Source organism: Maricaulis sp., from assembly GCF_030149425.1.
Classification (GTDB): Bacteria; Pseudomonadota; Alphaproteobacteria; order Caulobacterales; family Maricaulaceae; genus Maricaulis.
Genome location: NZ_JASBRQ010000031.1, coordinates 1 through 21,194 on the forward strand (window position 1 = coordinate 1; position 21,194 = coordinate 21,194).

23 protein-coding genes, 1 tRNA gene and 1 riboswitch are annotated in these 21,194 nt (G+C 64.1%); of the genes, 13 read left to right on the forward strand and 11 right to left on the reverse strand.

Annotated elements, in window-relative coordinates:
• Positions 1-85 precede the first annotated feature (85 nt).
• The 3 genes from motA to mnmD all read left to right on the forward strand — a co-directional run bounded on the left by motA (position 86) and on the right by mnmD (position 3,327).
• Entirely contained in the window at positions 86-958 is an 873-nt protein-coding gene (motA, locus tag Q1V57_RS04660; protein ID WP_300528052.1) for a flagellar motor stator protein MotA, read from the forward strand.
• 123 nt (positions 959-1,081) lie between these two features.
• Entirely contained in the window at positions 1,082-1,636 is a 555-nt protein-coding gene (locus Q1V57_RS04665; RefSeq protein WP_300528054.1) for an alpha/beta hydrolase, read from the forward strand.
• Positions 1,636-3,327, forward strand: coding sequence for a tRNA (5-methylaminomethyl-2-thiouridine)(34)-methyltransferase MnmD (mnmD, locus tag Q1V57_RS04670; RefSeq protein WP_300528056.1), 1,692 nt, complete (start codon positions 1,636-1,638; stop codon positions 3,325-3,327). Before Q1V57_RS04665 ends, mnmD begins: the two co-directional genes overlap by 1 nt.
• On the opposite strand, the gene Q1V57_RS04675 is transcribed toward mnmD, so the two are convergent.
• Positions 3,324-3,551: a hypothetical protein gene (locus Q1V57_RS04675; RefSeq protein ID WP_300528058.1), complete on the reverse strand. Its 228-nt coding sequence runs from the start codon at positions 3,549-3,551 to the stop codon at positions 3,324-3,326. The two genes, mnmD and Q1V57_RS04675, sit on opposite strands and share 4 nt — an antisense overlap.
• 144 nt (positions 3,552-3,695) lie before the next feature.
• On the opposite strand from Q1V57_RS04675, the gene Q1V57_RS04680 reads away from it, so the two are divergent.
• Positions 3,696-4,589 carry a WecB/TagA/CpsF family glycosyltransferase gene (locus tag Q1V57_RS04680; RefSeq protein ID WP_300528060.1) on the forward strand — a complete coding sequence of 298 codons (894 nt, stop codon included), beginning with the start codon at positions 3,696-3,698 and terminating at the stop codon, positions 4,587-4,589.
• Here the strand turns inward: Q1V57_RS04680 and Q1V57_RS04685 are convergent.
• The gene (locus tag Q1V57_RS04685) at positions 4,576-5,217 is read right to left on the reverse strand and encodes a hypothetical protein (RefSeq protein WP_300528062.1); all 642 of its coding nucleotides are present in this window, start codon (positions 5,215-5,217) and stop codon (positions 4,576-4,578) included. The two genes, Q1V57_RS04680 and Q1V57_RS04685, sit on opposite strands and share 14 nt — an antisense overlap.
• Positions 5,218-5,303: 86 nt before the next feature.
• Positions 5,304-5,528: riboswitch (cobalamin riboswitch) on the forward strand.
• A 108-nt stretch (positions 5,529-5,636) separates the two neighbouring features.
• Here Q1V57_RS04685 and Q1V57_RS04690 point away from each other — a divergent pair.
• Genes Q1V57_RS04690 through Q1V57_RS04705 form a run of 4 tightly spaced genes read left to right on the forward strand, consistent with a single transcriptional unit; the run spans position 5,637 to position 10,063 of the window.
• Positions 5,637-7,520: a TonB-dependent receptor gene (locus tag Q1V57_RS04690; RefSeq protein ID WP_300528064.1), complete on the forward strand. Its 1,884-nt coding sequence runs from the start codon at positions 5,637-5,639 to the stop codon at positions 7,518-7,520.
• Positions 7,456-8,322 (forward strand): ABC transporter substrate-binding protein, encoded by an 867-nt coding sequence (locus tag Q1V57_RS04695; RefSeq protein WP_300528065.1) that lies wholly within the window; start codon positions 7,456-7,458, stop codon positions 8,320-8,322. Before Q1V57_RS04690 ends, Q1V57_RS04695 begins: the two co-directional genes overlap by 65 nt.
• Complete coding sequence (locus Q1V57_RS04700) at positions 8,319-9,305, forward strand: iron ABC transporter permease (RefSeq protein WP_300528067.1); 987 nt, start codon at positions 8,319-8,321, stop codon at positions 9,303-9,305. Before Q1V57_RS04695 ends, Q1V57_RS04700 begins: the two co-directional genes overlap by 4 nt.
• Entirely contained in the window at positions 9,302-10,063 is a 762-nt protein-coding gene (locus tag Q1V57_RS04705; RefSeq protein WP_300528070.1) for an ABC transporter ATP-binding protein, read from the forward strand. Before Q1V57_RS04700 ends, Q1V57_RS04705 begins: the two co-directional genes overlap by 4 nt.
• On the opposite strand, the gene Q1V57_RS04710 is transcribed toward Q1V57_RS04705, so the two are convergent.
• The 4 genes from Q1V57_RS04710 to cpdR all read right to left on the reverse strand — a co-directional run bounded on the left by Q1V57_RS04710 (position 10,060) and on the right by cpdR (position 12,259).
• Positions 10,060-10,422, reverse strand: coding sequence for a hypothetical protein (locus tag Q1V57_RS04710; RefSeq protein WP_300528072.1), 363 nt, complete (start codon positions 10,420-10,422; stop codon positions 10,060-10,062). The genes Q1V57_RS04705 and Q1V57_RS04710 overlap by 4 nt on opposite strands.
• A 14-nt stretch (positions 10,423-10,436) precedes the next feature.
• On the reverse strand, positions 10,437-11,528 hold the full coding sequence (locus Q1V57_RS04715; protein WP_300528074.1) for an Mrp/NBP35 family ATP-binding protein: 1,092 nt from the start codon (positions 11,526-11,528) through the stop codon (positions 10,437-10,439).
• A gap of 136 nt (positions 11,529-11,664) precedes the next feature.
• Positions 11,665-11,739 (reverse strand) — tRNA-Val (locus Q1V57_RS04720).
• A gap of 154 nt (positions 11,740-11,893) precedes the next feature.
• On the reverse strand, positions 11,894-12,259 hold the full coding sequence (gene cpdR / locus Q1V57_RS04725; protein WP_300528075.1) for a cell cycle two-component system response regulator CpdR: 366 nt from the start codon (positions 12,257-12,259) through the stop codon (positions 11,894-11,896).
• Positions 12,260-12,379: 120 nt separating this feature from the next.
• On the opposite strand from cpdR, the gene Q1V57_RS04730 reads away from it, so the two are divergent.
• The 3 genes from Q1V57_RS04730 to hisN all read left to right on the forward strand — a co-directional run bounded on the left by Q1V57_RS04730 (position 12,380) and on the right by hisN (position 14,736).
• Positions 12,380-13,324, forward strand: a complete 945-nt coding sequence (locus Q1V57_RS04730; RefSeq protein WP_300528076.1) for an N-formylglutamate amidohydrolase — start codon at positions 12,380-12,382, stop codon at positions 13,322-13,324.
• Positions 13,325-13,445: 121 nt separating this feature from the next.
• Positions 13,446-13,835 carry a helix-turn-helix transcriptional regulator gene (locus tag Q1V57_RS04735; protein WP_300528078.1) on the forward strand — a complete coding sequence of 130 codons (390 nt, stop codon included), beginning with the start codon at positions 13,446-13,448 and terminating at the stop codon, positions 13,833-13,835.
• A 103-nt stretch (positions 13,836-13,938) separates the two neighbouring features.
• On the forward strand, positions 13,939-14,736 hold the full coding sequence (hisN, locus tag Q1V57_RS04740; protein WP_300528081.1) for a histidinol-phosphatase: 798 nt from the start codon (positions 13,939-13,941) through the stop codon (positions 14,734-14,736).
• Here the strand turns inward: hisN and Q1V57_RS04745 are convergent.
• Positions 14,733-15,398, reverse strand: a complete 666-nt coding sequence (locus Q1V57_RS04745; RefSeq protein WP_300528084.1) for a hypothetical protein — start codon at positions 15,396-15,398, stop codon at positions 14,733-14,735. The two genes, hisN and Q1V57_RS04745, sit on opposite strands and share 4 nt — an antisense overlap.
• Positions 15,398-16,333, reverse strand: coding sequence for a methyltransferase (locus tag Q1V57_RS04750; RefSeq protein WP_300528086.1), 936 nt, complete (start codon positions 16,331-16,333; stop codon positions 15,398-15,400). The genes Q1V57_RS04745 and Q1V57_RS04750 overlap by 1 nt, the downstream gene beginning before the upstream one ends.
• Before the next feature lie 210 nt (positions 16,334-16,543).
• Between Q1V57_RS04750 and Q1V57_RS04755 the strand changes: the two genes are divergently transcribed.
• Positions 16,544-17,017: an Hsp20 family protein gene (locus tag Q1V57_RS04755; RefSeq protein ID WP_300528088.1), complete on the forward strand. Its 474-nt coding sequence runs from the start codon at positions 16,544-16,546 to the stop codon at positions 17,015-17,017.
• Between the two features lie 85 nt (positions 17,018-17,102).
• On the opposite strand, the gene Q1V57_RS04760 is transcribed toward Q1V57_RS04755, so the two are convergent.
• Genes Q1V57_RS04760 through gpmA form a run of 3 tightly spaced genes read right to left on the reverse strand, consistent with a single transcriptional unit; the run spans position 17,103 to position 19,818 of the window.
• Entirely contained in the window at positions 17,103-18,404 is a 1,302-nt protein-coding gene (locus Q1V57_RS04760; protein WP_300528091.1) for a pentapeptide repeat-containing protein, read from the reverse strand.
• A 53-nt stretch (positions 18,405-18,457) separates the two neighbouring features.
• On the reverse strand, positions 18,458-19,090 hold the full coding sequence (gene ribD, locus Q1V57_RS04765) for a bifunctional diaminohydroxyphosphoribosylaminopyrimidine deaminase/5-amino-6-(5-phosphoribosylamino)uracil reductase RibD (RefSeq protein ID WP_300528092.1): 633 nt from the start codon (positions 19,088-19,090) through the stop codon (positions 18,458-18,460).
• Complete coding sequence (gene gpmA / locus Q1V57_RS04770) at positions 19,087-19,818, reverse strand: 2,3-diphosphoglycerate-dependent phosphoglycerate mutase (protein WP_300528093.1); 732 nt, start codon at positions 19,816-19,818, stop codon at positions 19,087-19,089. The genes ribD and gpmA overlap by 4 nt, the downstream gene beginning before the upstream one ends.
• A gap of 355 nt (positions 19,819-20,173) precedes the next feature.
• On the opposite strand from gpmA, the gene Q1V57_RS04775 reads away from it, so the two are divergent.
• Positions 20,174-21,142 (forward strand): KpsF/GutQ family sugar-phosphate isomerase, encoded by a 969-nt coding sequence (locus Q1V57_RS04775; RefSeq protein WP_300528095.1) that lies wholly within the window; start codon positions 20,174-20,176, stop codon positions 21,140-21,142.
• Positions 21,143-21,194 lie beyond the last annotated feature (52 nt).

Sequence of the window (21,194 nt, forward strand, 5' to 3'; positions counted from 1 at the left end):
TTCAACGGGACATTAAGCTTAACCGGTCATAGTGCGCCTTAATCGGACGAATAAATGAGGTCCGAAAGCACAGGTGGACGGGTAGATGTTCCAGATTATCGGCATTGTGGTCGTGTTCGTCATGGTCTTCGGCGGGTTTGCACTCGCAGGCGGCTATTTCGACGTGATCCTCAAGGCGCTTCCCTTTGAGATGATGATGATCGGCGGCGCCGCGGTTGGCGCCTTCCTGATCGGCAACAAGCCTAAAGTGGTGAGCAAGACCCTCGGCGACCTCGGCAAGATTTTTGCCGGGCCGAAGTGGAAGGCGCAGGACTATACAGACCTCTTGTCACTCTTGTTTTTGCTAACAAAAACAATGAAGACAAAGGGTGTCATCGCGCTGGAAAGCCATATCGAGAACCCGTCCGACAGTGCGATTTTCTCGCGCTATCCCCGTATCCTGAAAGACCATTTCGCGGTCGATTTCATCTGCGACACGCTGCGCATGATGACCATGAACCTGGAAGATCCGCACCAGGTCGAGGACGCGATGGAAAAGCAGCTGGAAAAACACCATCACGAGGCCGCGGCGCCGGCCCATGCCATGCAGACGCTGGCCGATGGCCTGCCGGCTCTGGGTATCGTCGCGGCGGTTCTGGGCGTGATCAAGACGATGAGCGCGATCGAGAGCCCGCCCGCGGTTCTGGGTGGTTATATCGGCGGCGCGCTGGTCGGTACCTTTCTCGGCGTCTTCCTCGCCTACGGTTTCGTGGGTCCGTTCGCGTCCTACCTGACTGCCGTCTATGACGAGGAGCACCACTTCTACAAGATCATCCAGGATGTGCTGGTCGCGCATCTGCATGGCAATGCCGCCCAGATCTCGGTCGAGATCGGCCGCGGCGGCGTTCCGACCAAGATGCAGCCGAGCTTTGCCGAGCTGGAGACCGCACTCGATCAGATCCCGAACGAGGTCGGCTAACCCTATCCCTCCGCCAGCCGGCCTGAAGCACCGGCTTGCGACGTAAGGCGCGGTACCTTCCAGGTGCCGCGCTTTTCATATGCGGGGCTGGTCAGGGCGCGCTGAGGCGTTAGAACGGCGCTTATGAAGATCAAAGACAGCGAAATCCTCATCATCCCCGGCCTGGGTAATTCCTCCGCCTTCCACTGGCAAAGCCGCTGGGCGGCCAAAATGTCCACCGCGCGCCGTGTCGAGCAGGACAATTGGGACAAGCCCGAGCGTGAGGCCTGGACGGCAAGGCTGATCGAGGCCGTCGAGGCGGCGGAAAAGCCGGCCATTCTTGTGGCTCACTCTGTCGGCGTGCTCACCGTGGTGCATGCTGCGCCCGAGCTGAACAAGGACAAGATCGCCGGCGCCTTCCTGGTCGGCGCCTCTGACTGGGAGCGAGACGAGCTGGAAGAAAAATTCCCCGGCCATGGCTTTGCGCCGGTGCCGCGCAAGCCGTTGGGCTTTCCGGGGCTGATGCTGGCCAGTTCGAATGACGAAACCTGCTCGCTGGAGAAAGCTGAGCATTGGGCGCGTGACTGGGCGATCCGTTTTGGCGATGCGGGCGAGGCCGGGCATTTCACTGAGGCCAGCGGTCATGGGCCCTGGCCGGAAGGCTTGATGGCCTTCGCAAAATTCACCCAGTCCCTGTGATGAGCGGCGGCCGGCTGATCTGCGATCCGCCGGAGCTGGATTGGTCGCAGCCCTCCGGGCCGCGGGCGAGCGATTATGGTGATGTCTATTTCTCTGCCGAGGACGGGCTGGAAGAAACGCGGGCGGTGTTTCTCGCCGGCTGCGATCTGCCAGCGGCCTGGGCCGGACGGTCGCTCTACACGGTTGGCGAGCTGGGCTTTGGTACCGGACTGAATGCGCTGGCCTTGTGGCAGATGTGGCGCGAGCACCGGCCGGCGGGGGGATGGCTCCATTTCGTCAGTGTCGAAAAACACCCGCTGAGCCGAGATGAGGCGGGGCGTGCCTTTGCCGCCTGGCCGGGTCTGAAGGCGCTGAGCGACCAGCTTCTGGCGCAATGGCCGCCCAGGCTGAAAGGTCCGCATCGCATGGTTTTTGCGCAGGACCGGTTCACCATCACCGTTTTCCATGACGAAGCCGAAGCCGCCCTGGCGCAAATGGATGCCATCATGGACGCCTGGTTCCTTGATGGCTTTGCGCCCGCTCGCAATGAGGCCATGTGGTCGCAAGACGTGCTGGATCATGTCGGCCGGCTGTCCGGGCCGGGCGCGCGCATCGGGACTTTCACCGTCGCCGGAGCGGTCCGCCGGGGCCTGCAGGCGGCCGGGTTCGCCGTCTCCAAACAGCCCGGTTTCGGACGCAAGCGTGAACGCCTGGAGGCGGTCTACCAAGGCACGAGCGAGCGTGAAGCCGCCGCTGATCTGCGTCCGATCGCAATCCTTGGTGCGGGTATAGCCGGAGCCAGTCTGGCCTACGCCGCGGGTCGGCGTGGCCGTGAGGTGATGATCATTGACCCTGCCGGGATTGCCGGCGGGGCCTCATCGGCGCCGGCAGGCATGCTGACCCCGCGTCTGGAAAAAGCGGATCGGCCTCATGTTCGCGCCACTCTCGGGGCGTTCGCCTATGCCCGGCGCCTGTATCAGGACCTGCCGGGTTTCTACCCCACCGGTGCCGTGCGCAAGCTGAACCATGAGAAAGACGAGGCCCGTTATGGTGCGATCGCCGACCTGATGGATACCGATATCCATATCGATGGCGACCGGCTTTGCATGGACGAGGCCGGCTGGTTCGTGCCCGCCACCCTGGTCCGCGCCCTGATCGCCGACGTGCCGGTTTTGCCGATACGTCCGCAGGGAGAGTTCTGCGTTATCGATGCCAGAGGCTATCAAGCGGCACACGCGGACATCTCGCCCAGTGCCGGACAGGTTGCGGTGTTTGACGCTGAGCCGCCGGTTCAGCCCATCACCTGGGGGCACTATGCCTGCCCGACACCGGATGGTCAGCTTCTGCTCGGCGCGACCCATATCAAGGGGGATCAGCCCGGTAGTGCTAAGGAGGCGGAGCAGGCCTTCCGGCAAGACGCACTTGACGTGCTACCCGAACTGGCTGCGGGGCTTGCAACAGACAGCGTTTCCGGATGGTCGGGTGTGCGGGCGTCAACCCCGGACCGGTTGCCGGTGGCTGGACGCTGGTCAAGCGAGGCGACCGACTGGGTCTTGTCCGGTCTGGGCTCGCGCGGTTTCGCCCATGCGCCATTGCTGGCCGAACATATCCTGTCGCAGATCTGCGGTGAGCCGTCGCCGCTGGAGAGGGCGGGGGCGGACGCTCTGGCTCCGGATCGCTTTGAGTTGCGGCGCCAGCGCAGGGGCGGTTAGAGGCGGATACGGAAGTCCTCGCCGATGGACAGGGCGAGAATGGGACATCCACGCATGGCGCAATCGGCAACCAGGTCGATATCGGCCGGCTCTCCGGGCTCGAATTCTGCCGCCAACGGCCCCATCGACAAGGTGACCGGTACGCCGAACAGCGCCGGTACGGTTGCCGGAACCGCGGCGATAACGCTCAAAATACCGGCAATGATCAATGGTTTGACCAGCATGTTCTGACCTCGCTTCTCCGCCCCTGTGCCTGTCAGATGCCGCAAAGCGCCCAATTGGATGCACTCCCGGTCAGAAAATCCGGCCCGCAGCTTGCACCGTCTCGCAAAGAAAACACGCTTCTGACGCGAAATGGGACGGGCTCTATGGCCGAAATGTTGAATTTTGACGCGAAGAGCGACCGCCGCAGCGGGTCGCGCCACGTCTGGTTCCTCAATTCTGCATTCGACAAGATCGGCTTTGACACCGCTGTGCGCCGTATCACGGAGCGCCCGGCTGGCGCCGGGTTTGCCTTCGTCGTGACCCCCAATGTCGATCATCTTGTCCGCCTTGAGCGCGATACTGTGCTGGCCCGGCTCTATGCCCAGGCCTGGCTTACTGTGTGCGACAGCCGGGTATTGGAGCTGCTGGGCAAAGTCTCCGGCGAGACGATCCAGATCTCACCGGGCTCCGATCTGACGGCCGAGCTCTTTGATCACCACATTGATCCGCATGAGACGGTCACGGTTATCGGCGGTGATGCCGATGTGATCGAAGCGGTGCGGGCGCGTTACGGCCTCACCGATCTGCGCTGGCATGAACCGCCGATGGGACTGCGCAACAAGCCCGAGGCGATCGCCGAAGCGGCGAAGTTCGTCGCCGACAATCCGTCCCGGTTCGTGTTTTTCTGTGTCGGTTCCCCGCAGCAGGAACTGGTAGCCGAAGCCTGTCTCGACCGTGGCGATTGCACCGGATTGGGACTTTGCGTCGGCGCGTCGCTGGACTTTCTCGGCGGCAAGGCCGAGCGCGCTCCGGTCTGGATGCAGAAATCGCGCCTGGAGTGGCTGCATCGCCTGATCCAGGAGCCGCGCCGGATGTGGAAGCGTTACCTGGTCGACGGGCCGCGCATTTTCGGCCTGTGGCGCCGTTGGCACAAAACCCGCCGCGAATTGCAGGCGCTCGAGGCTCAGCTGTCCTCACCGGAACAGATCAAGCAGCGCAAGCTGCACCAGCGCATTCGCGACCTGGAAACCCAGCTGGCCGACATCAGTAGTCGATAAAGCGCGCGACGCGGTCGCAGGATGCGTCATTGCCGCGGCGGCAGGAGATCCGGAATAGCTCCAGGGCCTCGCCCTGGCTCTGCTTGTCCGAATAATGATCCACCAGCAGCGTCGCCAGGGCGACGCAATTATCATCGTCATTATGGCGCTCGCAGCCGTGGCGGAACAGGCGCTGGGCCTCAGCCCGGTCCTGACGGATATAGCTATACGGTGAACCTCCGGTCAGTCCTTCCGTATTGATCTCACCGGCTCGCAGGCAGGCTGCGGGGCCCTGATCATTGTGGCTGAAATGGGCGCGGCAACCGCGCTCAAGGGCCTCCAGAGCGGTTTCGTAATTCACATTGGGCTCGGCATAGGAGTATGGCTGCTCCTCCATTTGGGCCAGCCCGGCGGTGGCGCAATAAGTATAATCGCGCTGACAGGCGAGGTTGAGCAGACGATTGCGCTCTTCGACCACCATCATGTCGCCGAACACGTCCGCCGCCAGGTAGCAGTCAAAGCCGCGGGTTCCGGTTTCACAGGCCTCGACCTGGCGGTCGCGCATTTCGGTCTGCGCGGCAGCGGTTGCGGGCAGTGCCGCGCCGACGGTCCAGCCCATGACCAGTGCGGCAATAACAGACTTGAACATTGAAATATGTCTCCCTGTCCCTCCAGCAAACGCTAGCACCTGGATATTCGGCTGCGCAATCGCTTGATTTGCCTAGGCATTGGCACTAGCGTCCGCCGCGTAATGGTTCCCGCAAGGGATTAATCGGGAAGCCGGTGCGGCGATCCCCGGATTTATGTCCGGGGCCAACCCAGTCCGGCGCTGTCCCCGCAGCCGTAATCGGTGAGCGGCGGTGCAAGAAGCCACTGGTCAGGACCTTGTCCAGGCTGGGAAGGCGCACCGCTTGCTGTGACCCGTAAGCCGGAAGACCTGCCATTACCGTCGTCCGTCCGTTCGTGCGGGAGTTCACGAAGCCGGCGCGGTTTACCGTCTGAGACGACTCCTTGCTTGTTTGCCGGTGCCCATACGGGTCCCGGCCGTTACTGCTATGGAGACGTAACGTGTCTGAATTCAAACGAAAACTCATCGCGAGTAGCGCCTGTCTGCTCGCCTTCCCGGTTCTGGCGCATGCCCAGGATGAAACCATATTGGTCACCGCGGCGCGTCTGCCGCTGGCGGCGCAGGATGCCACTGTGAGCGTGTCCGTGCTCGGCGAGGCCGAGCTGGAGGCACGCGGGCCGCTGTTCGCTGCCGACATCCTTCGCGCTGTGCCCGGACTGGCGGTCTCGCGCTCCGGACCGGCCGGGTCCTTGACCCAGATCCGCGCGCGCGGTGCCGAAGCCAATCATGTCCTGGTGCTGATCGATGGCGTGGAAGCCGCCAGCCCGTTCACCGGAGAAGCGGACTTCTCCAACTTCTTGTTTGACGATCTGGCCCGGATCGAAGTGGCCCGGGGCGAACAATCGGCGCTCTGGGGGGCGGACGCGATTGGCGGCGTCATTGCCATGCAGACCGCCCGGCCACAGGACGGGACCCTTGCCAGCCTGCGCATGGAAGCGGGCAGTTTCGAAACCCGTCGCATTGCCGGCCGTCTGGCGCGCGGGGATGAGGCCCGCGGCTTCGGTGTCAGCCTTGGCGATTTCCGTAGCGAAGGTATCGATATCTCCGGACAGGACGGTGAACGCGACGGCTATGACAACACCCAGCTTGCGTTCAATGCGCATAGCGCACTTGGCGGAAGCTGGCGGGTTGAAGGATCCGGGCGTTGGATCGATTACACCAGCGCCTCCGATGCCGATACCGATTTTAATGGCGTGCTTGACGATACCGACCGCGAGCGCCGCGGCGAGCAGTTCTTCTCCGCATTGACCGTGAGCGGCGAGACTGGACTCAGCGGATTGACCCTGTCGCATGAGCTTGCGGCCCGTCTCACCGATGACCGCAACCGCAGCTTCGCCGATGGGGCGCGCACTGGCCGAAATCTCGGTCAGAGACGGCAGGTGCGCTACCAGGTCTCGAGCCGCTGGCAAAGCGGAGCGGTATCGCACCGTCTGACCGGACTGGTGGAGAATGAGCGCGACAAGACCAAGAATGATGCAGGCCCCGGCAATGGCGCTAACCAGACCCGGACCATCGAGACCCGTGCGCTGGCTTTCGATTATGGCCTGGCCCGCGGTCCGCTCGATCTGACTGTTTCGGCCCGGCGGGAGAGTAATGACCGGTTTGACGACTCCACTACCTGGCGCGCCGGGGCGGCCTGGAGTTTTGAGCCGGTGGGCGGGCGCTTGCGTGCCAGCATGGGTGAGGGGGTGAAAAACCCCGGAGTGTTCGAACTCTTCGGCTTTTTCCCCGACTTCTTCGTCGGCAATCCGGACCTCGTGCCCGAGCGCTCGAAGGGTTGGGAAATCGGCTGGGAGCAGCGCTTGCTGGACGACCGGGGCAGTGCCGAGCTGACCTATTTCTCCAGCGAACTGGAGGACGAGATCTTCACCGATTTTTCCGTTTTCCCGTTGACGGCCGGGAATGCCGCCGGTCGCTCGACGCGGGAGGGTATTGAGCTGAGTGGTCGCTTCACCGTAACCCCGGCGGTTTACCTCTTTGGTTCGGCGAGCTGGCTGCAAAGCGAAGAGGGCGGCACGGCGGAGATCCGCCGGCCCGAGCAGCTGGCCTCGCTGACCGTAAGCTGGCAACCGGAGGGGCCGCTCTCCGCATCAATCAGCGCCGACTATACCGGTGAGCAGACCGATACCGATTTCGGCAGTTTCCAAACGGTGACGCTGGACGCCTACACGCTCGTGAGCGGGCAGTTGAACTGGCAGCCCCGCGACGGGGTAGAGTTCTATGCCCGTGGCGAGAACCTTCTCGATGAGGATTACAGGGATGTATTCGGCTTTCATACGCCGGGCCGGGCTGTGTATTTCGGCCTGCGCCTTCATCGCGGCTGAAGCCTGGGCTGACGATGCGGCACCGCCTGAGGGCGGTGTCGTATCGACCGGGTTGTGCGCCGATGCCTATGTGCTGGCACTGGTGCCGCGTGCGGATATTCAGGCTTTGTCCTGGCAGGTCGACCACCCGGTCTCGGCCGCGCCGGACTGGGCCCGTGCCCTGCCGGTGGCGTCTGCGTCGGCGGAAGCCCTGCTCCGCCTCGATCCGGACATGGCCGTCTTCTCACCCGGTGAGGGGCAGCGCGCCCGAACCATGCTGGAGCGGGCCGGTTACGGTGTTGCCGGACTGAGCTGGGGCGAGGATTTTGCCAGCGTACGGGCCAATCTGAGCCGTCTTGGCGAGCAGCTCGGGCGCGATGCTGAGGCCGACGCGGCAATCGCCGATCTGGATCGCCGCCTGCAGGCCTTGCAGGTCAGGAGCCGGGCCCGCTCCGGGCGTCCGCGCCTGGCGTATGTCAGCGCTTCGGGCGGTTCGGCCGGGCTGGGCACGTATGTCGACGCGGCGATAGTGGCAGCCGGCGGTGTCAATGTGACCGCTGAAGCCGGAGCCAGCGGCTGGACCCGGTCCGATCCGGAATTCGCCCTGGGCCTGGAGGCGGACATCCTGCTGACCAGTTTTTTCGCCGATGGTTATGCCGGGCGATTGTCCCGGGCGCGCTATCATTCCGCCTATCACCGCTTGCTCGACAGCCCGGTTCGCGTCGATATTCCAGCCGGGTACTGGCCCTGTGCCGGGCCAGGTCTGATCGATGCCGCCGAGGCGATTGCCGACGCCATTGATGCCTGGGAGGAGGGGCGATGAGCCTGCGCGGATATATCTTGCTCCTGGTCCTGCTGGTGAGCGCTTTTGGCCTGGCCCTTTTTGCTGGAACGGGCGGGCTGGGACCGGCGGAATTGGTCGCGGCTCTGTCGGGAAAGGGTGGGCTTGAGGCGCAAATTCTGCGCGAATTGCGTCTTCCCCGGGCGCTGCTCGGGTTGGCTATCGGTGCCGGTCTGGGGGCCAGCGGGGCCGTTTTGCAGGGGTTTTTCCGCAACCCGCTGGCTGACCCCGGGGTGGTGGGCGTGTCGGCCAGTGCCGGTCTCGGTGCGGTGCTGGCGCTTTATTTCGGGCTCGCCGGATTATCCCTCTTCGCCGTCCCGGTCGCGGCCATCACCATGGCCGCACTCGGTGTCGGTCTTCTGCTTGTTCTGGCCGGACCGCGGGCAGCGGCGACGACGCTGATCCTGGCGGGCGTCGCTGTTGCGGCGACGGCGACGGCTCTGACAGCCCTGATCATGAATCTGGCGCCGAACCCCTGGGCCCTGGCGGAGATCGCCTACTGGCTGATGGGGTCGCTCAATGATGCCAGCTGGAGTGAAGCCGGTTTCGCCCTGCCGCTCATCGGTGCGGGCTTCTCGCTGCTGCTCTTGACCCGCGGCGGGCTCGACGCGCTCAGCCTGGGCGAGGAAACCGCGCGCAGCCTCGGGGTTGATCTCGCCCGCCTGCGCCTCGGCGTGGTGGCGGGGACGGCGCTGGCGGTCGGTGGCGGCGTCGCCGTGGCTGGAGCGATTGGCTTTGTCGGGCTTGTCGTGCCGCACTTTTTGCGGCCCTTCGTGCAATACCGGGCCGGCGCCCTGGTCCTGCCCTCGGCTCTGGCGGGGGGCGCCTTGCTGAGCCTCGCCGATACCGCGACCCGGCTTCTGTCTGGCCCGGGCATGCCGCTTTATCTCGGCGTACTCACGGCGCTGATCGGAGCTCCCTTCTTCCTGTGGCTGGTGCGGGCCAATCAGACGGTGGCGCCATGACCCGTCTGAGCTTTGACACGGCCGGCCTCGAGCTGGGCGGCGCGCTGATATTGGGCTCGATTTCGCTACAGGCCGAGGCGGGTGAATTGATCGCCCTGACCGGACCGAACGGGGCCGGGAAAAGCTCGCTTTTGCGCCTGGCCGCGGGCCTGATCGAGCCGGGCGCGGGGCAGGTGACGCTGGACGGGGTCAGTCTTGCCGGCTTGCCGCCGCGTGAGCGGGCCCGGCAAATCGCCTATCTGCCAGCGGAAAGCCGAGAGGCCTGGCCGCTGGATGTGCAAAGCCTGGTGGCGCTGGGGCGTATTCCTTTCCGCAAACCGCTGCGCCGCTTGAGTGCTGAGGACGAGGCCGCCATCGCTTCGGCGATGGAGCGAGCGGGGGTCAGCGAATTTGCCACACGGCGCATCGATACCCTGTCATCGGGTGAGCGCGCGCGGGTGCATCTGGCGCGCATGCTGGCCACCCAGGCGCCGGTATTGTTGCTGGACGAACCGACCGCCGCACTCGATCTGAAGCATCAGCTTGCGGTGATGGAGATCGCCGAGGCGGAAGCGCAGGCCGGACGGCTGGTCATCATGGCGATGCATGCGCTTGATCTGGCGGCGCGCTATGCCAGCCGCGTCGTGCTGATGGCCAAAGGAGACATCCACGCCGACGCAGGCCCGGACGAGGCGCTGAGCGAAGCCAATATCCGCGCGGTCTTCGGCGTTGAGGCTCCCGGCGGCATCGCGGCCAGCGCGCTGATGCCGTTGTCCTAGTCGGTGCGCATCAGCCAGGCGAGAGCCTCGCGCTCATGGGTGAAATGGCCGACCGCCCAGCCCGCCGCCCGCAGGCCGCCCATAACGGAACGCGATTGGGCCGGGAGTTCTGCAGGCAGCAGCATGGCAATGCGCGTATCGGCCGGGAAGCGGTGCTTTACCGCATCGACGATGATCGTGCCTTGCTCGGGCCGCCAGGTGCGATGGAAATAGCGGGCATCGACCAAGAGCCGGTGCGGCGCGCCGGTCCCGAACAGGACGGCGGCATCCTCGATCCGTTGCAGAACGTCATCCACGCCGCTGACATGTTCATGCTCGACATAGACATATCCGTCGCGAAGGATGGCCTTGCCGATCATCGCACTGCTCCGGCCTAGTCGAAGACGATTTCAGGAAGCGGTTTGGAGGCTTCCTCCGCCGCGGCCAGGGCCGCCTGGGCGGTTTTCAGGAAGGCGCTCGCGATCGGACCATCATCGAGCGCCACCGGCTCGCCGGCATCGGAACGGGCCCGCAGGTCCGGATGCAGCGGAATCTCGCCGAGGAATTGTGCCCCGATGCGTTCCGCCTCCGCCTTGGCCCCGCCAGTGCCGAAGATATGGCTGCCTTCGCCGCAATGCGGGCAGATGAAGATCGACATGTTCTCGACAATGCCCAGCACCGGCACATGCGTCTGCTCGAACAGGCCCATCGCCTTGCGGGCGTCATCCAGCGCCAGGTCCTGCGGGGTGGAGACGATCACCGCGCCATCAACCGGTAGGTCCTGGGCAATCGCCAGCTGGGCATCGCCCGTGCCGGGAGGCATGTCGAGGATCAAGACGTCGAGCCCGCCCCAATCGGTTTCAGTCATGAACTGGCGAATGGCGCCCTGGACCATCGGGCCGCGCCAGACCACCGGCGCGCCGGGCTTCACGACAAAGCCCATGGAAATGATCTTGACGCCATGGGCCTCGATCGGCTGCACGCCGGCCTCGGTCTTGCGCAGGCCGGGCACGTCATTGAGGCCGAACAGGCGCGGGGCGGAGGGGCCGTAAATATCGGCGTCGAGCAGGCCGACCTTGAGCCCGTCCTTGGCCAGGGCCGCGGCGATATTGGCCGCCACAGTGGACTTGCCGACACCACCCTTGCCCGAGGCGACCGCGAGAATGCGCCGGGCCGGGCGATCGGCCGGCGCGCGCTGGGGCTGTTGCGGCTGTTTCGGGGCTGGGCGCTGGCGCTGAGCGGATTGCTCGCGATGCGCCGTCATCACCACGCGGACCTTGTTGATGCCGTCAATCTTGCTCAGCGCGGCCTCGATCTCCGGCTGCAAACGGTCAAGATCAGGATCGCCGGCGACCGGCGGGGACAGCACGATGGTGACCGCATCGCCCATCACCCCGGCCGATTCAACCCGCCCCGCATCCACAATATCCCGCCCCGACTGACGCTCGATCACGCTTTCCAAGGCAGACTTAAGACGCGCTTCCATGGCTCACTCCCTAGTTGAAAGGGGAGATAGGGTATTCGGCGTGAATGTGGAAGCGGGGGCGGGCGCAAAGGTGCAGCCGCACAGACTTTTCCCGGGGCGGAAAGCGCGTCGATCGTGATCTGTCAGGAAAAATGGATGGTGGGCGATACTGGGATTGAACCAGTGACCCCTTCGATGTCAACGAAGTGCTCTCCCGCTGAGCTAATCGCCCATCCGATGCGGAGACGGGTGTTTAGCGTTCTGCTGGCTGGAGTGCAAGGGCTTGCTGCGCCGGGCCACAGGGAGAATGCAGTTCGCAGCTGTCGACACGAAAACGCCCGCCGGAAAGGCGGGCGCTGTCGGTGCAAATCGTCCGGGCCTGGGGCCTAAGCCGCCATCACGCGGGCGACCTCGTCGACGAGTTCGCGCAGGTGGAAGGGCTTGGAGAGAACCTTGGCATTGGTCGGTGCGCCGGAGCCCGGATTGAGGGCAACGGCGGCAAAGCCGGTGATGAACATGATCTTCAGCGCCGGATCGACTTCGGTGGCGCGGCGCGCCAGCTCGATCCCGTCCACGCCCGGCATGACGATATCGGTCAGCAGCAGATCAAACTGGGCCGGATCCTCGCCGATCGCGTCGAGCCCTTCCTCGCCATCGGAACACACCTTCACATCATGCCCGGCGCGCTTGAGCGCCTTGGCGAGGAAGTCGCGCATGGAATCATCGTCTTCCGCCAGAAGGATTTTAGCCATTTCGGTTTCCCACCCTTACGAATCTAAAAAGATGACGGCACATATAGCGGCCTAAAGTAAAAACCCGCTGAACGCGCTGCAACGCTTGACCGCACGATAGCAGCTCCGCACAGTCACACCATGATCCTTGCTCCCATATCATCACCCAAAGACGACGCATCGGCAAACCCTGCAGAGGGTGACGGCGGTGCGTTTGGCGGGCTGGCCGGGGATCCGGCGGGGAGTATTGAGGGCATCGTTGCTGTTGCAGCGGCTGACCGGGAGCAGCAGATTCCGGTGATCATGGCGTCGCCGCATTCCGGCCGGGCCTATGAGGGCGAGCTGCGCCGATCCACGCTGTTGAGTGTCGACCAGTTGCGCCGGTCCGAGGATGCCTATGTCGACAAGCTGATTGAAGGCGCCCACAAGCACGGCATTACGACGGTCTGCGCGCTTTTCCCGCGCGTCTTTGTCGACGTCAATCGCAGTCCGCGCGAGCTTGACCCTGGCATGTATTCCGACCGTCTGCCGGCCTCCACCGATAGCGGGTCGCGGCGGACCGCCTCCGGGCTTGGCGTCATCCCGCGCATTGCCGCGGATGGACGGCCGCTTTACCGGCGCCGTTTCAAGGTCGCTGAGGCCGAGGCGCGCCTGGAGCGCTATTACCGGCCCTTCCATGCGGTCCTCAAGGCCCAGATTGAACAGGTTCGGCAGCGGTTCGGCTGCGCCTTCCTGATCGATGTTCACTCCATGCCCGACCAGTCGGCGCGCGGCGTGGACATGGTGATCGGTGACCGCTTCGGTTCGTCCTGTCACCCCGGTTTCGCCGATCTGGTCGAACAGCGCCTGCGCCGGCAGGGATTTGTTACAGTTCGGAACACTCCTTATGCAGGCGGTTTCACAACCGAACACTATGGGCGGCCCGAAACGGGCGTCCACGCGATCCAGATCGAGATATCCCGGCGGCTCTATCTGGACGAGCACCGGGTCGCCCTAGCGGAGAATTTTGCCTCACTTAAAAGTGAAATTGGCAATTTTGTCAGCTATCTAAGCGAATTCCGCTGGTCCGGCCAATTCACGTCATAATCATGCCCAGTTCAGGCGAAGACTGGTAGCTGTCTTCGCCCGGCACGCGCTTTGCTCCCCTCTCAGGCGTGCGTCCCAGTGCGGCGCAGGTTGTTACGCGAAGACGAGGCCGCGAGTAGTTATGACGAATGATATTGATCTGCATGTAGGAAAGCGTTTGCGCCGCCGGCGTCGTCTGTTGGGCCTGACCCAGCAGCAGTTGGCTGAATCCGTGGGTATCCGCTTCCAGCAAATCCAGAAGTATGAATGTGGCGCCAACCGCGTCAGCGCCAGCCGCCTGTTCGAGCTGGCCGAGGCACTCGATGTGCCGGTGCAGTATTTCTATGAAGGCCTGTCGCGACGCGACGAAGCCGCCAATGAAGACACCTATCTGGCCGCGGACGTGTTGTCTCAGAAGGAAACCGTGGACCTGATCCGGGCCTATTACCGGCTTGGTGAGCGTCCGCGCAAACGCCTTCTCGAGCTTGCCAAATCGCTTGAGCCGGATGAAGCGGCGAACGACGCCGCCTGAAAGGGCATAATGATCGGTCCCGTCAACGGGGACTGACATGGTTTTGGTCGGGGGACCTGGATGCGCCTAGCTTGGAGACAATCTCCATGCTAGGCGCTTCGCCATGACGCAGACTGATTTCTCCCGTGATCTTGAGATTGCCACCGCCCTTGCCGATGCCGCCGGCGCCGCGATCCGTCCCCATTTCCGTTCCGGCCTGTCGGTCGATAACAAGCTAGAGGCCGGGTTTGATCCGGTCACCGCGGCTGACAAGGCGTCGGAACAGGCGATGCGGGCCATTCTCGAGGCGCAAGCGGCCGATGACGGGATTTTCGGCGAGGAATTCGGCCGCACGCCAAGTCGAAATGGCCGCGAATGGGTGCTCGATCCGATCGATGGTACCCGGGCCTTCATTTCCGGATTGCCGTGCTGGACCGTGTTGATCGCCCTGGCCGTGGAGGGGGTGCCGCAGCTCGGGGTGATTGATCAGCCGCATACAGGTGAGCGCTTTATTGGCCTGCCCGGTGAAAGCTGGCTCGACCATGCCGGTGCGCGTTCGGCTTTGAAGACGCGCGATACAGCCAGCCTGGCCGAGGCGACCCTGGCGACGACGGATCCCTTCCTGTTCAAAGGGGAGGAATACCGGGCCTTTTCCGCCGTGTCGGATGCATGCCAGCTCGTCCGCTTCGGCTATGACGCCTACGCCTATGCCATGATCGCAGCCGGCGGGGTCGACCTGGTGGTGGAAAGCGGGCTGCAAGCCTATGACGTCAACGCCCTGATCCCGGTGGTGACCGGGGCCGGTGGCGTGGTGACCGATTGGCGCGGGGGTTCAGCGGCTGGCGGCGGCCAGGTTATCGCGGCTGCCAATGCAGACCTCCACGCCCAGGCGCTGGCCCTGCTTGAGAGCGCGGCGGTCTAGCTGTCGAGCAGGATGCGGACCGGTTCGCGGCCGAATTGCAGGCTTTCAATGCGCCGGTTGCGGCGTTCGCGCGGGCGGTAGGTGACGCGGTTCTCCTGCACGGTGAGCGCGCGGCGCTCTCCATCGGCTTCAATGCCCCAGGCGTCCGGCGCCGGGCCATCAAAGACAAAGACGACGGTCCGCATCTGTGGTGCGAACATGGCGGCGACACCGCCAATGGACCGCATGGCGTCATTGGCCTGGCCGGCGGCCAGGCGCAGCTCATCGGTGGAATAGCGTGTGGCCGGGTCCATCTGCACCATGAAGCGCATCGACAGGCCCATCCCGCCTTCGGGCTGGTTGATCCAGACCTCCGGGTCAGCCTCGAAGACGTCGGCGGCCGGGCGGCCCAGTACATAGCCCTCCGCGTCGAAGATAAACTCGCGGGTCTCACCCCCGAATTCGTAATGCATGCGGATATCTGCCGGCGCCACGCCGCGGTCTGACCGGATCTGGTAGCCGAGGGTGAAATGGCTACGCCGGTCGTCTTCCAGCGAGAGATAATCAGCCCAGCGCGGGAAGAACATCGACAGGGGGCCGGCAATGCGCTCCTCCTCCTGGACCGCGGCCGCAGCCGGGACCAGGAGCAGGGCGAAGCCGATCAAAACACCGGCAAGACGCATTATTCAGATGCACCTTCCGGCTTGCGGAAGAGCAGCGTCATACGATCGCTTTCGCCGATCGCGTCATAGAAGGCGCGGTCGAAGTCTTCGGCCGGTTCTTCACCGCGTCCGGCAGAGCGGCGCACCGGCGGCAGCGTCCACACACCAAACGGGTGGTCGGCGGTATCGGCCGGGTTGGCATTGACTTCCGAGCTGCCGACCAGTTCGAAGCCGGCTTCCTCGGCGAGGCGGATGACATAGGCCTGCTGCACATAACCGGAGCCGCCATTGGAGGACTGCTCGCGGGTCGAGGGCAGGCGGTGTTCGACAACACCCAGCGTACCGCCTTCGCGCAGCGCCGCGTAGAAGTCGGCGAAGGCCTTCTCGGCATAATTGCCCATCATCCAGTTATGCACGTTGCGGAAGGTCAGGATGGTGTCGATGCTACCGGGCTCGGCCAGCGCCTCGGTGGTGTCGTCAAAGCCCGCCATGACGATGTCACCGTAAAGGGCGGTGTCGGCATAGCGCTGCTCGAAACGCTCACGCGAGCCGCGACGGCCTTCGCTGGCCGCATCAGCCGGGAAGTGCGCCGCGACATAGGTGCCGCCATTACCGGCGATCCACGGTGCGAGAATATCGGCATACCAGCCGCCGCCGGGCCAGATTTCGAGCACGGTGGAAGACGGGTCGATTTCAAAGAAGGTGATTGTTTCAGCCGGGTTGCGGAAGCCATCGCGCTCCGAGCGGTCGCCCCGCCATTCGCCGGCAATGGCCGCATCAAGGCTGGCCACACCCGTCGTCGCCGGAGCTGCAGTCTCGGTTGCAGTCGCAGCCGGTGCAGCGGCGGTGTCCGTGGCAGCGGCTTCAGTGGCCGCCGTTTCGGTCTCGGCGCCATTGCTGCAGGCGCTGAGGGTCAGGGCCGCCAGGCCGATCAGGGGCAGCGAATTACGATACATGTGCGGATACTCCCTAGAGATGTTTGATCACTAACTAGAGCGCGCTTGATGGGCTGGCAATTGAGGAATTTGTGAGCACCCCCTTGCGCCGCTGAAACCGCTTTCCCATCTGCTAGTCATGGGTCGCCGCAACGGGGCCCTGACCAGCCGGGGCCAAAGGCACGGCAGGTCGACATCAAAACCTATCGCTCTAATGAGGATGAGGGACTTATGCGTACGACTGATTTGAATCCGCTTTATCGTTCGATTGTTGGCTTTGACCGCCTCGCGAACCTGATGGACTCGGCCACCAAGGCGGAATCCCAAGGCTACCCGCCCTACAATATTCAGCACATTGGCGAAGACGAATACCTGATCGAACTGGCTGTCGCCGGTTTCGGTGAGGCCGATCTCGATGTGCAGGTCCAGAACAATCAGCTCACCATTACCGGCCGCATCACGCGCGACGAAGACAGCGATACGCGCCGCTTCCTGCATCGCGGGATTGCCGAGCGCGCCTTCGAGCGCCGCTTCCACCTGGCTGACCATGTGAAGGTCTCCGGTGCCGAGCTGAAGAACGGCATGCTCTCGGTCCAGCTGCTCCGGGAAATCCCCGAAGAAGCCAAGCCGCGCTCCATCGCCATCAAGAATGGTGAAGGCCAGAGCTCGACCCTGATCGAAGGCAAGAAGACCGAGGCCGCTTAAGCGCCTTTTCTTCCTCCGACGAAGCAAACACGACACGGCAGGCCGCACCCGCGGTCTGCCGTTGTGTTTTTGGCAATGGGCTGGGTCAGGCCGCGTTGAGATCAACCGCGCCGTCGAGGTCTTCCACCTGTTCAGCAAAGTCCTCGCTCACCGTAGCACCGGTGAAGCAGGAGCCGGAGAAGCGGGCGCGGGAGACGTCCGCGCCGTCGAGGCGGGAATAGGAGAAATCGGCGCCGGTGGCCTTGGCCTGGCGTAGATCAGCGCCGCGCAGATCGACATAGCGCGCCTTGGTTCCCGCCAGCGAGGCCGGCAGAAGACGGTCATTTTCCAGCAGCAACGGGCCGAAGCGCGCATCGCGCAGATCGGCATTGTTGAGATTGGCCCCGGTCAGGTCGGCGCCGCGCAGATCGGCTCCGCGCAGGCAGACCATGCGCAGATCGGCCCGCTCCAGGCGAGCACCCTGCAATTGCGCGCCTTCCAGATCGAGCCCGTAAAGCGTTGCGCCGCGCGCGTGGAAGGCGGTCAGCGTCTTGCCGGCCAGCGAATGCAGGCCGCGCAGATCGGTCTTGTCGAACAGGGACGGCTTGCCCTCGCGCCCATCGGTCTCACACCAGCGCACATGTTCGGCGATCTGCTGGGCAATCGGCTCGTCGAGATCATTCGGGTCAATGCCGACCGGCGCGCTGGTCAGGGCGCCTTCGGTCTTCATGCCCTGGGTCTTGGCCATGGTGGTCTTGACCCCGATCATGACGCTGTCCTGGAAGTCGGCATCGGTAAGATCGGCGCCAGACATGTCGGCGCCTTCAAGATTGGCGCCCTGGAAGGTCGAGCCGCGCAGATTGGCGCGGATCATGCGCGCCCCGAGCAGCATGGCATCGGTGAAGTCGGCAGTCTGAGCGGTGATGCCGGCCATTTTCGAACGCGACAGGTTGGCGCCGGTGAAATTCGCCATGCCCGCATCGTTTTCCTGGGTGCGGTGCTTGAGGATGGCGAGGCCTTTTTCCTTGTCGATCTCGGCGATCGCACCTTCGCGCATATCGGCCTCGGTGAGATCGGCGCCCGTCAGATTGGCTCCGCGCATGATGGCGCCACGCAGATCGGCGCGCCGCAGCGAGCTGCCTTCCAGGTTCGCCTGGCGCAGATCAGCAGCAAAGAGCACGCTGGAATTCAGGGTCGTTCCGGTGAAATTCGCGCCCCGCAGCACCGCGCCGGAGAAGTCGGCATCGGACAAGTCACGGCCGGATAAATCGAGATTTTCCAGGATCGTATAGGCGAAGCTGGCGCGCGCGCCGCCGGCACGGCCCGACCAGAGCCGTTCGTGCCGTTCGCACATCGCGTCGACCGTCATCTGGTCGAGCTTCGTATATTCGATTTTGCGGCCGGTCATCGGCGACGTCCTGGATGCATCATGTCAATCGACCAGAGCCTAGCCATTGAGTGTTAACGATGCGTGTGAACCCGTCCGGCTGCCAGCGCTGTCTGGGCGAGGGGATCGGACGGATCGAGCCGGACCCGGCTGATGCCTTTTTCGCCGAGTGCGGTGAGTTCCTGATCGAGCGCTTTTAGGCTGCGGCTGGTCGCTGTCGCTTCATAGGTCAAGGTGCGCCGGTCGAGGAATAGCGAGGCCCGTCCGGTCTTCAGGCGGTGAAAGAAGGCGGAGTAGAGCGGTTCTCCGAGATCAGCGAGAAAACCGTCGACGGTTTCAATGCCGGCGCTCTGCAGGATCCCGACGCCTTTGCCCGAGACCCGCGGATCGTGATCATGGCAGGCAATGACGACACGGGCGACGCCCGCCTCGACCAGGGCTTCCGCGCAGGGCGGTGTCTGTCCGTGATGGGCGCAGGGCTCCAGGGTGACGTAGGCGGTCGCACCGCGCGCTTGTGCGCCGGCCTTGTCCAGCGCCACGCGTTCAGCATGCGGACGGCCCCGGTCTGCGGTGGCACCGGTGGCGATGATCCGGTCGCCCTGTGCCAGGACGCAGCCGACAGAGGGATTGGGCGTGGTCCGGCCGAGCTGGGCCCAGGCCTGGGCCAGGGCCAGCGACATCAGGCGGAGGTCTTGCGTCCGGCTCACGCGCCCGGCAGCGGCGGCAGGGTCTGGGCCCGCTCCGCATCAAGATAGCGCGCGGCAACCGGTGCCAGGCTGGTATCATCAAGATCGATCAGGAGCGGGTTTCCGGTCGGGATCTCAATGCCCATGATGTCGTCATCGCTGACGTTGAAGAGCAGTTTGACCAGGGCGCGCAGGCTGTTGCCGTGGGCGGCAACAGCGATGTCCTGGCCGGCTTCGAGCTGTGGCCGGATGGTCTCGTTCCAATAGGGCTCAACGCGGGCGAGCGTTGTTTTCAGCGACTCCGTCGCCGGCAGCAGGGACGGGTCGATGCCCGCATAGCGCGGGTCATTGAGCGGGTGGAATTCGTGGTCTTCGGCCAGCGGCGGCGGCGGGGTGTCGAAGGAGCGGCGCCAGATCAGGACCTGATCCTCACCGTGTTTGGCGCGGGTTTCGTCCTTGTTCAGGCCTGCCAGGGCGCCGTAATGGCGCTCATTGAGACGCCAGGATTTCTCCACCGGGATCCACAGGCGGTCGAGATCTTCCAGCGTCAGGTTGAGCGTCTTGATGGCGCGTTTCAGAACCGACACGAAGGCCAGCTGCGGCGCGAAACCTTCCGCCTTCAATAGCGCGCCGGCCTTCTTGGCCTGGGCAACGCCATTCTCGGTCAGGTCGACATCGACCCAGCCGGTGAATCTGTTCTGCAGATTCCACTCGCTCTGGCCGTGGCGGATAAAGGCGAGTTGCGGCATCGACGGTCTCCCTCAGTGTGTTGCCGGAGCGATAGCCCGACACCTGTTTCGGGGCAAGAGAGGGAGGTGAAGTTGCGTTACGCAATTTTCTGTAGCTAATCGCGCACTTTTTGTGCTAGTATTCGAATGCTTGAGTGGCCGCCTCACCCCAATATCCGGCCGCCTGAGCATTGCACGAGTGGTCCTAAACCCAGGCAGGATTGCACACGCTACCCAAGGGCGTGATGCCGCGGGCACTTCGTCCCCCTGATGCGCCGCGACGCAGACTGCCGCAGATGCCGCGTACGTCTCTTCCCCGGACGTGCGCGGTTCTGCTATGTGGGCGCCAAACGTTTTCAAATTCCGGGACTTTGAGATGAGCCATTACGATCCGCTCGACGCCGCGCGCCGCGTTATCGCTATCGAGCGTGACGGGCTGGACGCGCTTGAGCGCGCTATTGACGAGGATTTCGCAGCCGTTGTCCGCCTGGTCGACGGGCTGAAAGGGCGCCTGATCTGTGCCGGGGTTGGCAAATCCGGCCATGTCGCGCGCAAGATCGCGGCGACGCTGGCCTCGACCGGTACGCCCTCCTATTACGTCCACCCGACCGAAGCGAGCCATGGCGATCTCGGCATGATCACGCCGGATGATGCGGTGCTGGCGCTGTCCAAGTCCGGCGAGACCAAAGAGCTCGGTGACCTGATTGCCTATTGCCGGCGCTTCTCGGTTCCGCTCGTAGGCATGACGGCTAAGCCGGACAGCGCGCTGGGCCGGGCCGCCGGGTACAAAATGTTTGTGCCTGACGCCCAGGAGGCTTGCGGTGAGACCCGTGCGCCGACGACCTCAACGACCTTGATGATGGCGATGGGCGATGCGCTTGCCGTTGCCCTGCTTGAAGCGCGCGGCTTCACTGCGGGCGACTTCAAGACCTTCCACCCGGGCGGCGCGCTCGGGGCCGCGCTGGCAACGGCCGCGGACATCATGCATTCCGGGTCTGCCATGCCGTTGATCGGCCAGGAGGCCAAGATGAGCGATGTGCTGATCGAAATGACCACCAAGAGCTTCGGTTGTGCCGGCGTGATCGATAAAAGCGGGCGCCTGGCCGGGATCATTACCGATGGCGATCTGCGCCGCCATATGGGCGAGGGGCTGATTGATGAAACGGCCGGTAGTGTGATGACGCGCGGGCCGCGCGTCGGTCGCCCGGACATGCTGGCCGCCGATGTGTTGCGCGAGATGACGGCGGGTGAGGTCAAGATCATCCAGCTCTTCATTACCGACGGCGAGGGCAAGCCGCTGGGCATACTGCATCTGCACGATTTGCTGCGCATTGGTCTGAAATAACCCGCGCAGGCATGGGCGTGCATTTATGTGCGCATACGCCTATGCTCGCGGG

Excerpts from the sequence above, each read along its gene's own strand:
- Q1V57_RS04760 (WP_300528091.1), bottom strand. The coding sequence starts at position 18,404 with ATGACCGGCCGCAAAATCGAATATACGAAGCTCGACCAGATGACGGTC.
- Q1V57_RS04735 (WP_300528078.1), top strand. The coding sequence starts at position 13,446 with ATGACGAATGATATTGATCTGCATGTAGGAAAGCGTTTGCGCCGCCGG.
- Q1V57_RS04665 (WP_300528054.1), top strand. The coding sequence starts at position 1,082 with ATGAAGATCAAAGACAGCGAAATCCTCATCATCCCCGGCCTGGGTAAT.
- Q1V57_RS04675 (WP_300528058.1), bottom strand. The coding sequence starts at position 3,551 with ATGCTGGTCAAACCATTGATCATTGCCGGTATTTTGAGCGTTATCGCC.
- Q1V57_RS04680 (WP_300528060.1), top strand. The coding sequence starts at position 3,696 with ATGGCCGAAATGTTGAATTTTGACGCGAAGAGCGACCGCCGCAGCGGG.
- Q1V57_RS04745 (WP_300528084.1), bottom strand. The coding sequence starts at position 15,398 with ATGCGTCTTGCCGGTGTTTTGATCGGCTTCGCCCTGCTCCTGGTCCCG.
- Q1V57_RS04715 (WP_300528074.1), bottom strand. The coding sequence starts at position 11,528 with ATGGAAGCGCGTCTTAAGTCTGCCTTGGAAAGCGTGATCGAGCGTCAG.
- Q1V57_RS04730 (WP_300528076.1), top strand. The coding sequence starts at position 12,380 with ATGATCCTTGCTCCCATATCATCACCCAAAGACGACGCATCGGCAAAC.
- Q1V57_RS04775 (WP_300528095.1), top strand. The coding sequence starts at position 20,174 with ATGAGCCATTACGATCCGCTCGACGCCGCGCGCCGCGTTATCGCTATC.
- Q1V57_RS04755 (WP_300528088.1), top strand. The coding sequence starts at position 16,544 with ATGCGTACGACTGATTTGAATCCGCTTTATCGTTCGATTGTTGGCTTT.
- mnmD (WP_300528056.1), top strand. The coding sequence starts at position 1,636 with ATGAGCGGCGGCCGGCTGATCTGCGATCCGCCGGAGCTGGATTGGTCG.
- Q1V57_RS04705 (WP_300528070.1), top strand. The coding sequence starts at position 9,302 with ATGACCCGTCTGAGCTTTGACACGGCCGGCCTCGAGCTGGGCGGCGCG.
- hisN (WP_300528081.1), top strand. The coding sequence starts at position 13,939 with ATGACGCAGACTGATTTCTCCCGTGATCTTGAGATTGCCACCGCCCTT.
- Q1V57_RS04750 (WP_300528086.1), bottom strand. The coding sequence starts at position 16,333 with ATGTATCGTAATTCGCTGCCCCTGATCGGCCTGGCGGCCCTGACCCTC.
- Q1V57_RS04710 (WP_300528072.1), bottom strand. The coding sequence starts at position 10,422 with ATGATCGGCAAGGCCATCCTTCGCGACGGATATGTCTATGTCGAGCAT.
- Q1V57_RS04685 (WP_300528062.1), bottom strand. The coding sequence starts at position 5,217 with ATGTTCAAGTCTGTTATTGCCGCACTGGTCATGGGCTGGACCGTCGGC.
- gpmA (WP_300528093.1), bottom strand. The coding sequence starts at position 19,818 with ATGCCGCAACTCGCCTTTATCCGCCACGGCCAGAGCGAGTGGAATCTG.
- Q1V57_RS04700 (WP_300528067.1), top strand. The coding sequence starts at position 8,319 with ATGAGCCTGCGCGGATATATCTTGCTCCTGGTCCTGCTGGTGAGCGCT.
- motA (WP_300528052.1), top strand. The coding sequence starts at position 86 with ATGTTCCAGATTATCGGCATTGTGGTCGTGTTCGTCATGGTCTTCGGC.
- Q1V57_RS04695 (WP_300528065.1), top strand. The coding sequence starts at position 7,456 with ATGTATTCGGCTTTCATACGCCGGGCCGGGCTGTGTATTTCGGCCTGC.
- cpdR (WP_300528075.1), bottom strand. The coding sequence starts at position 12,259 with ATGGCTAAAATCCTTCTGGCGGAAGACGATGATTCCATGCGCGACTTC.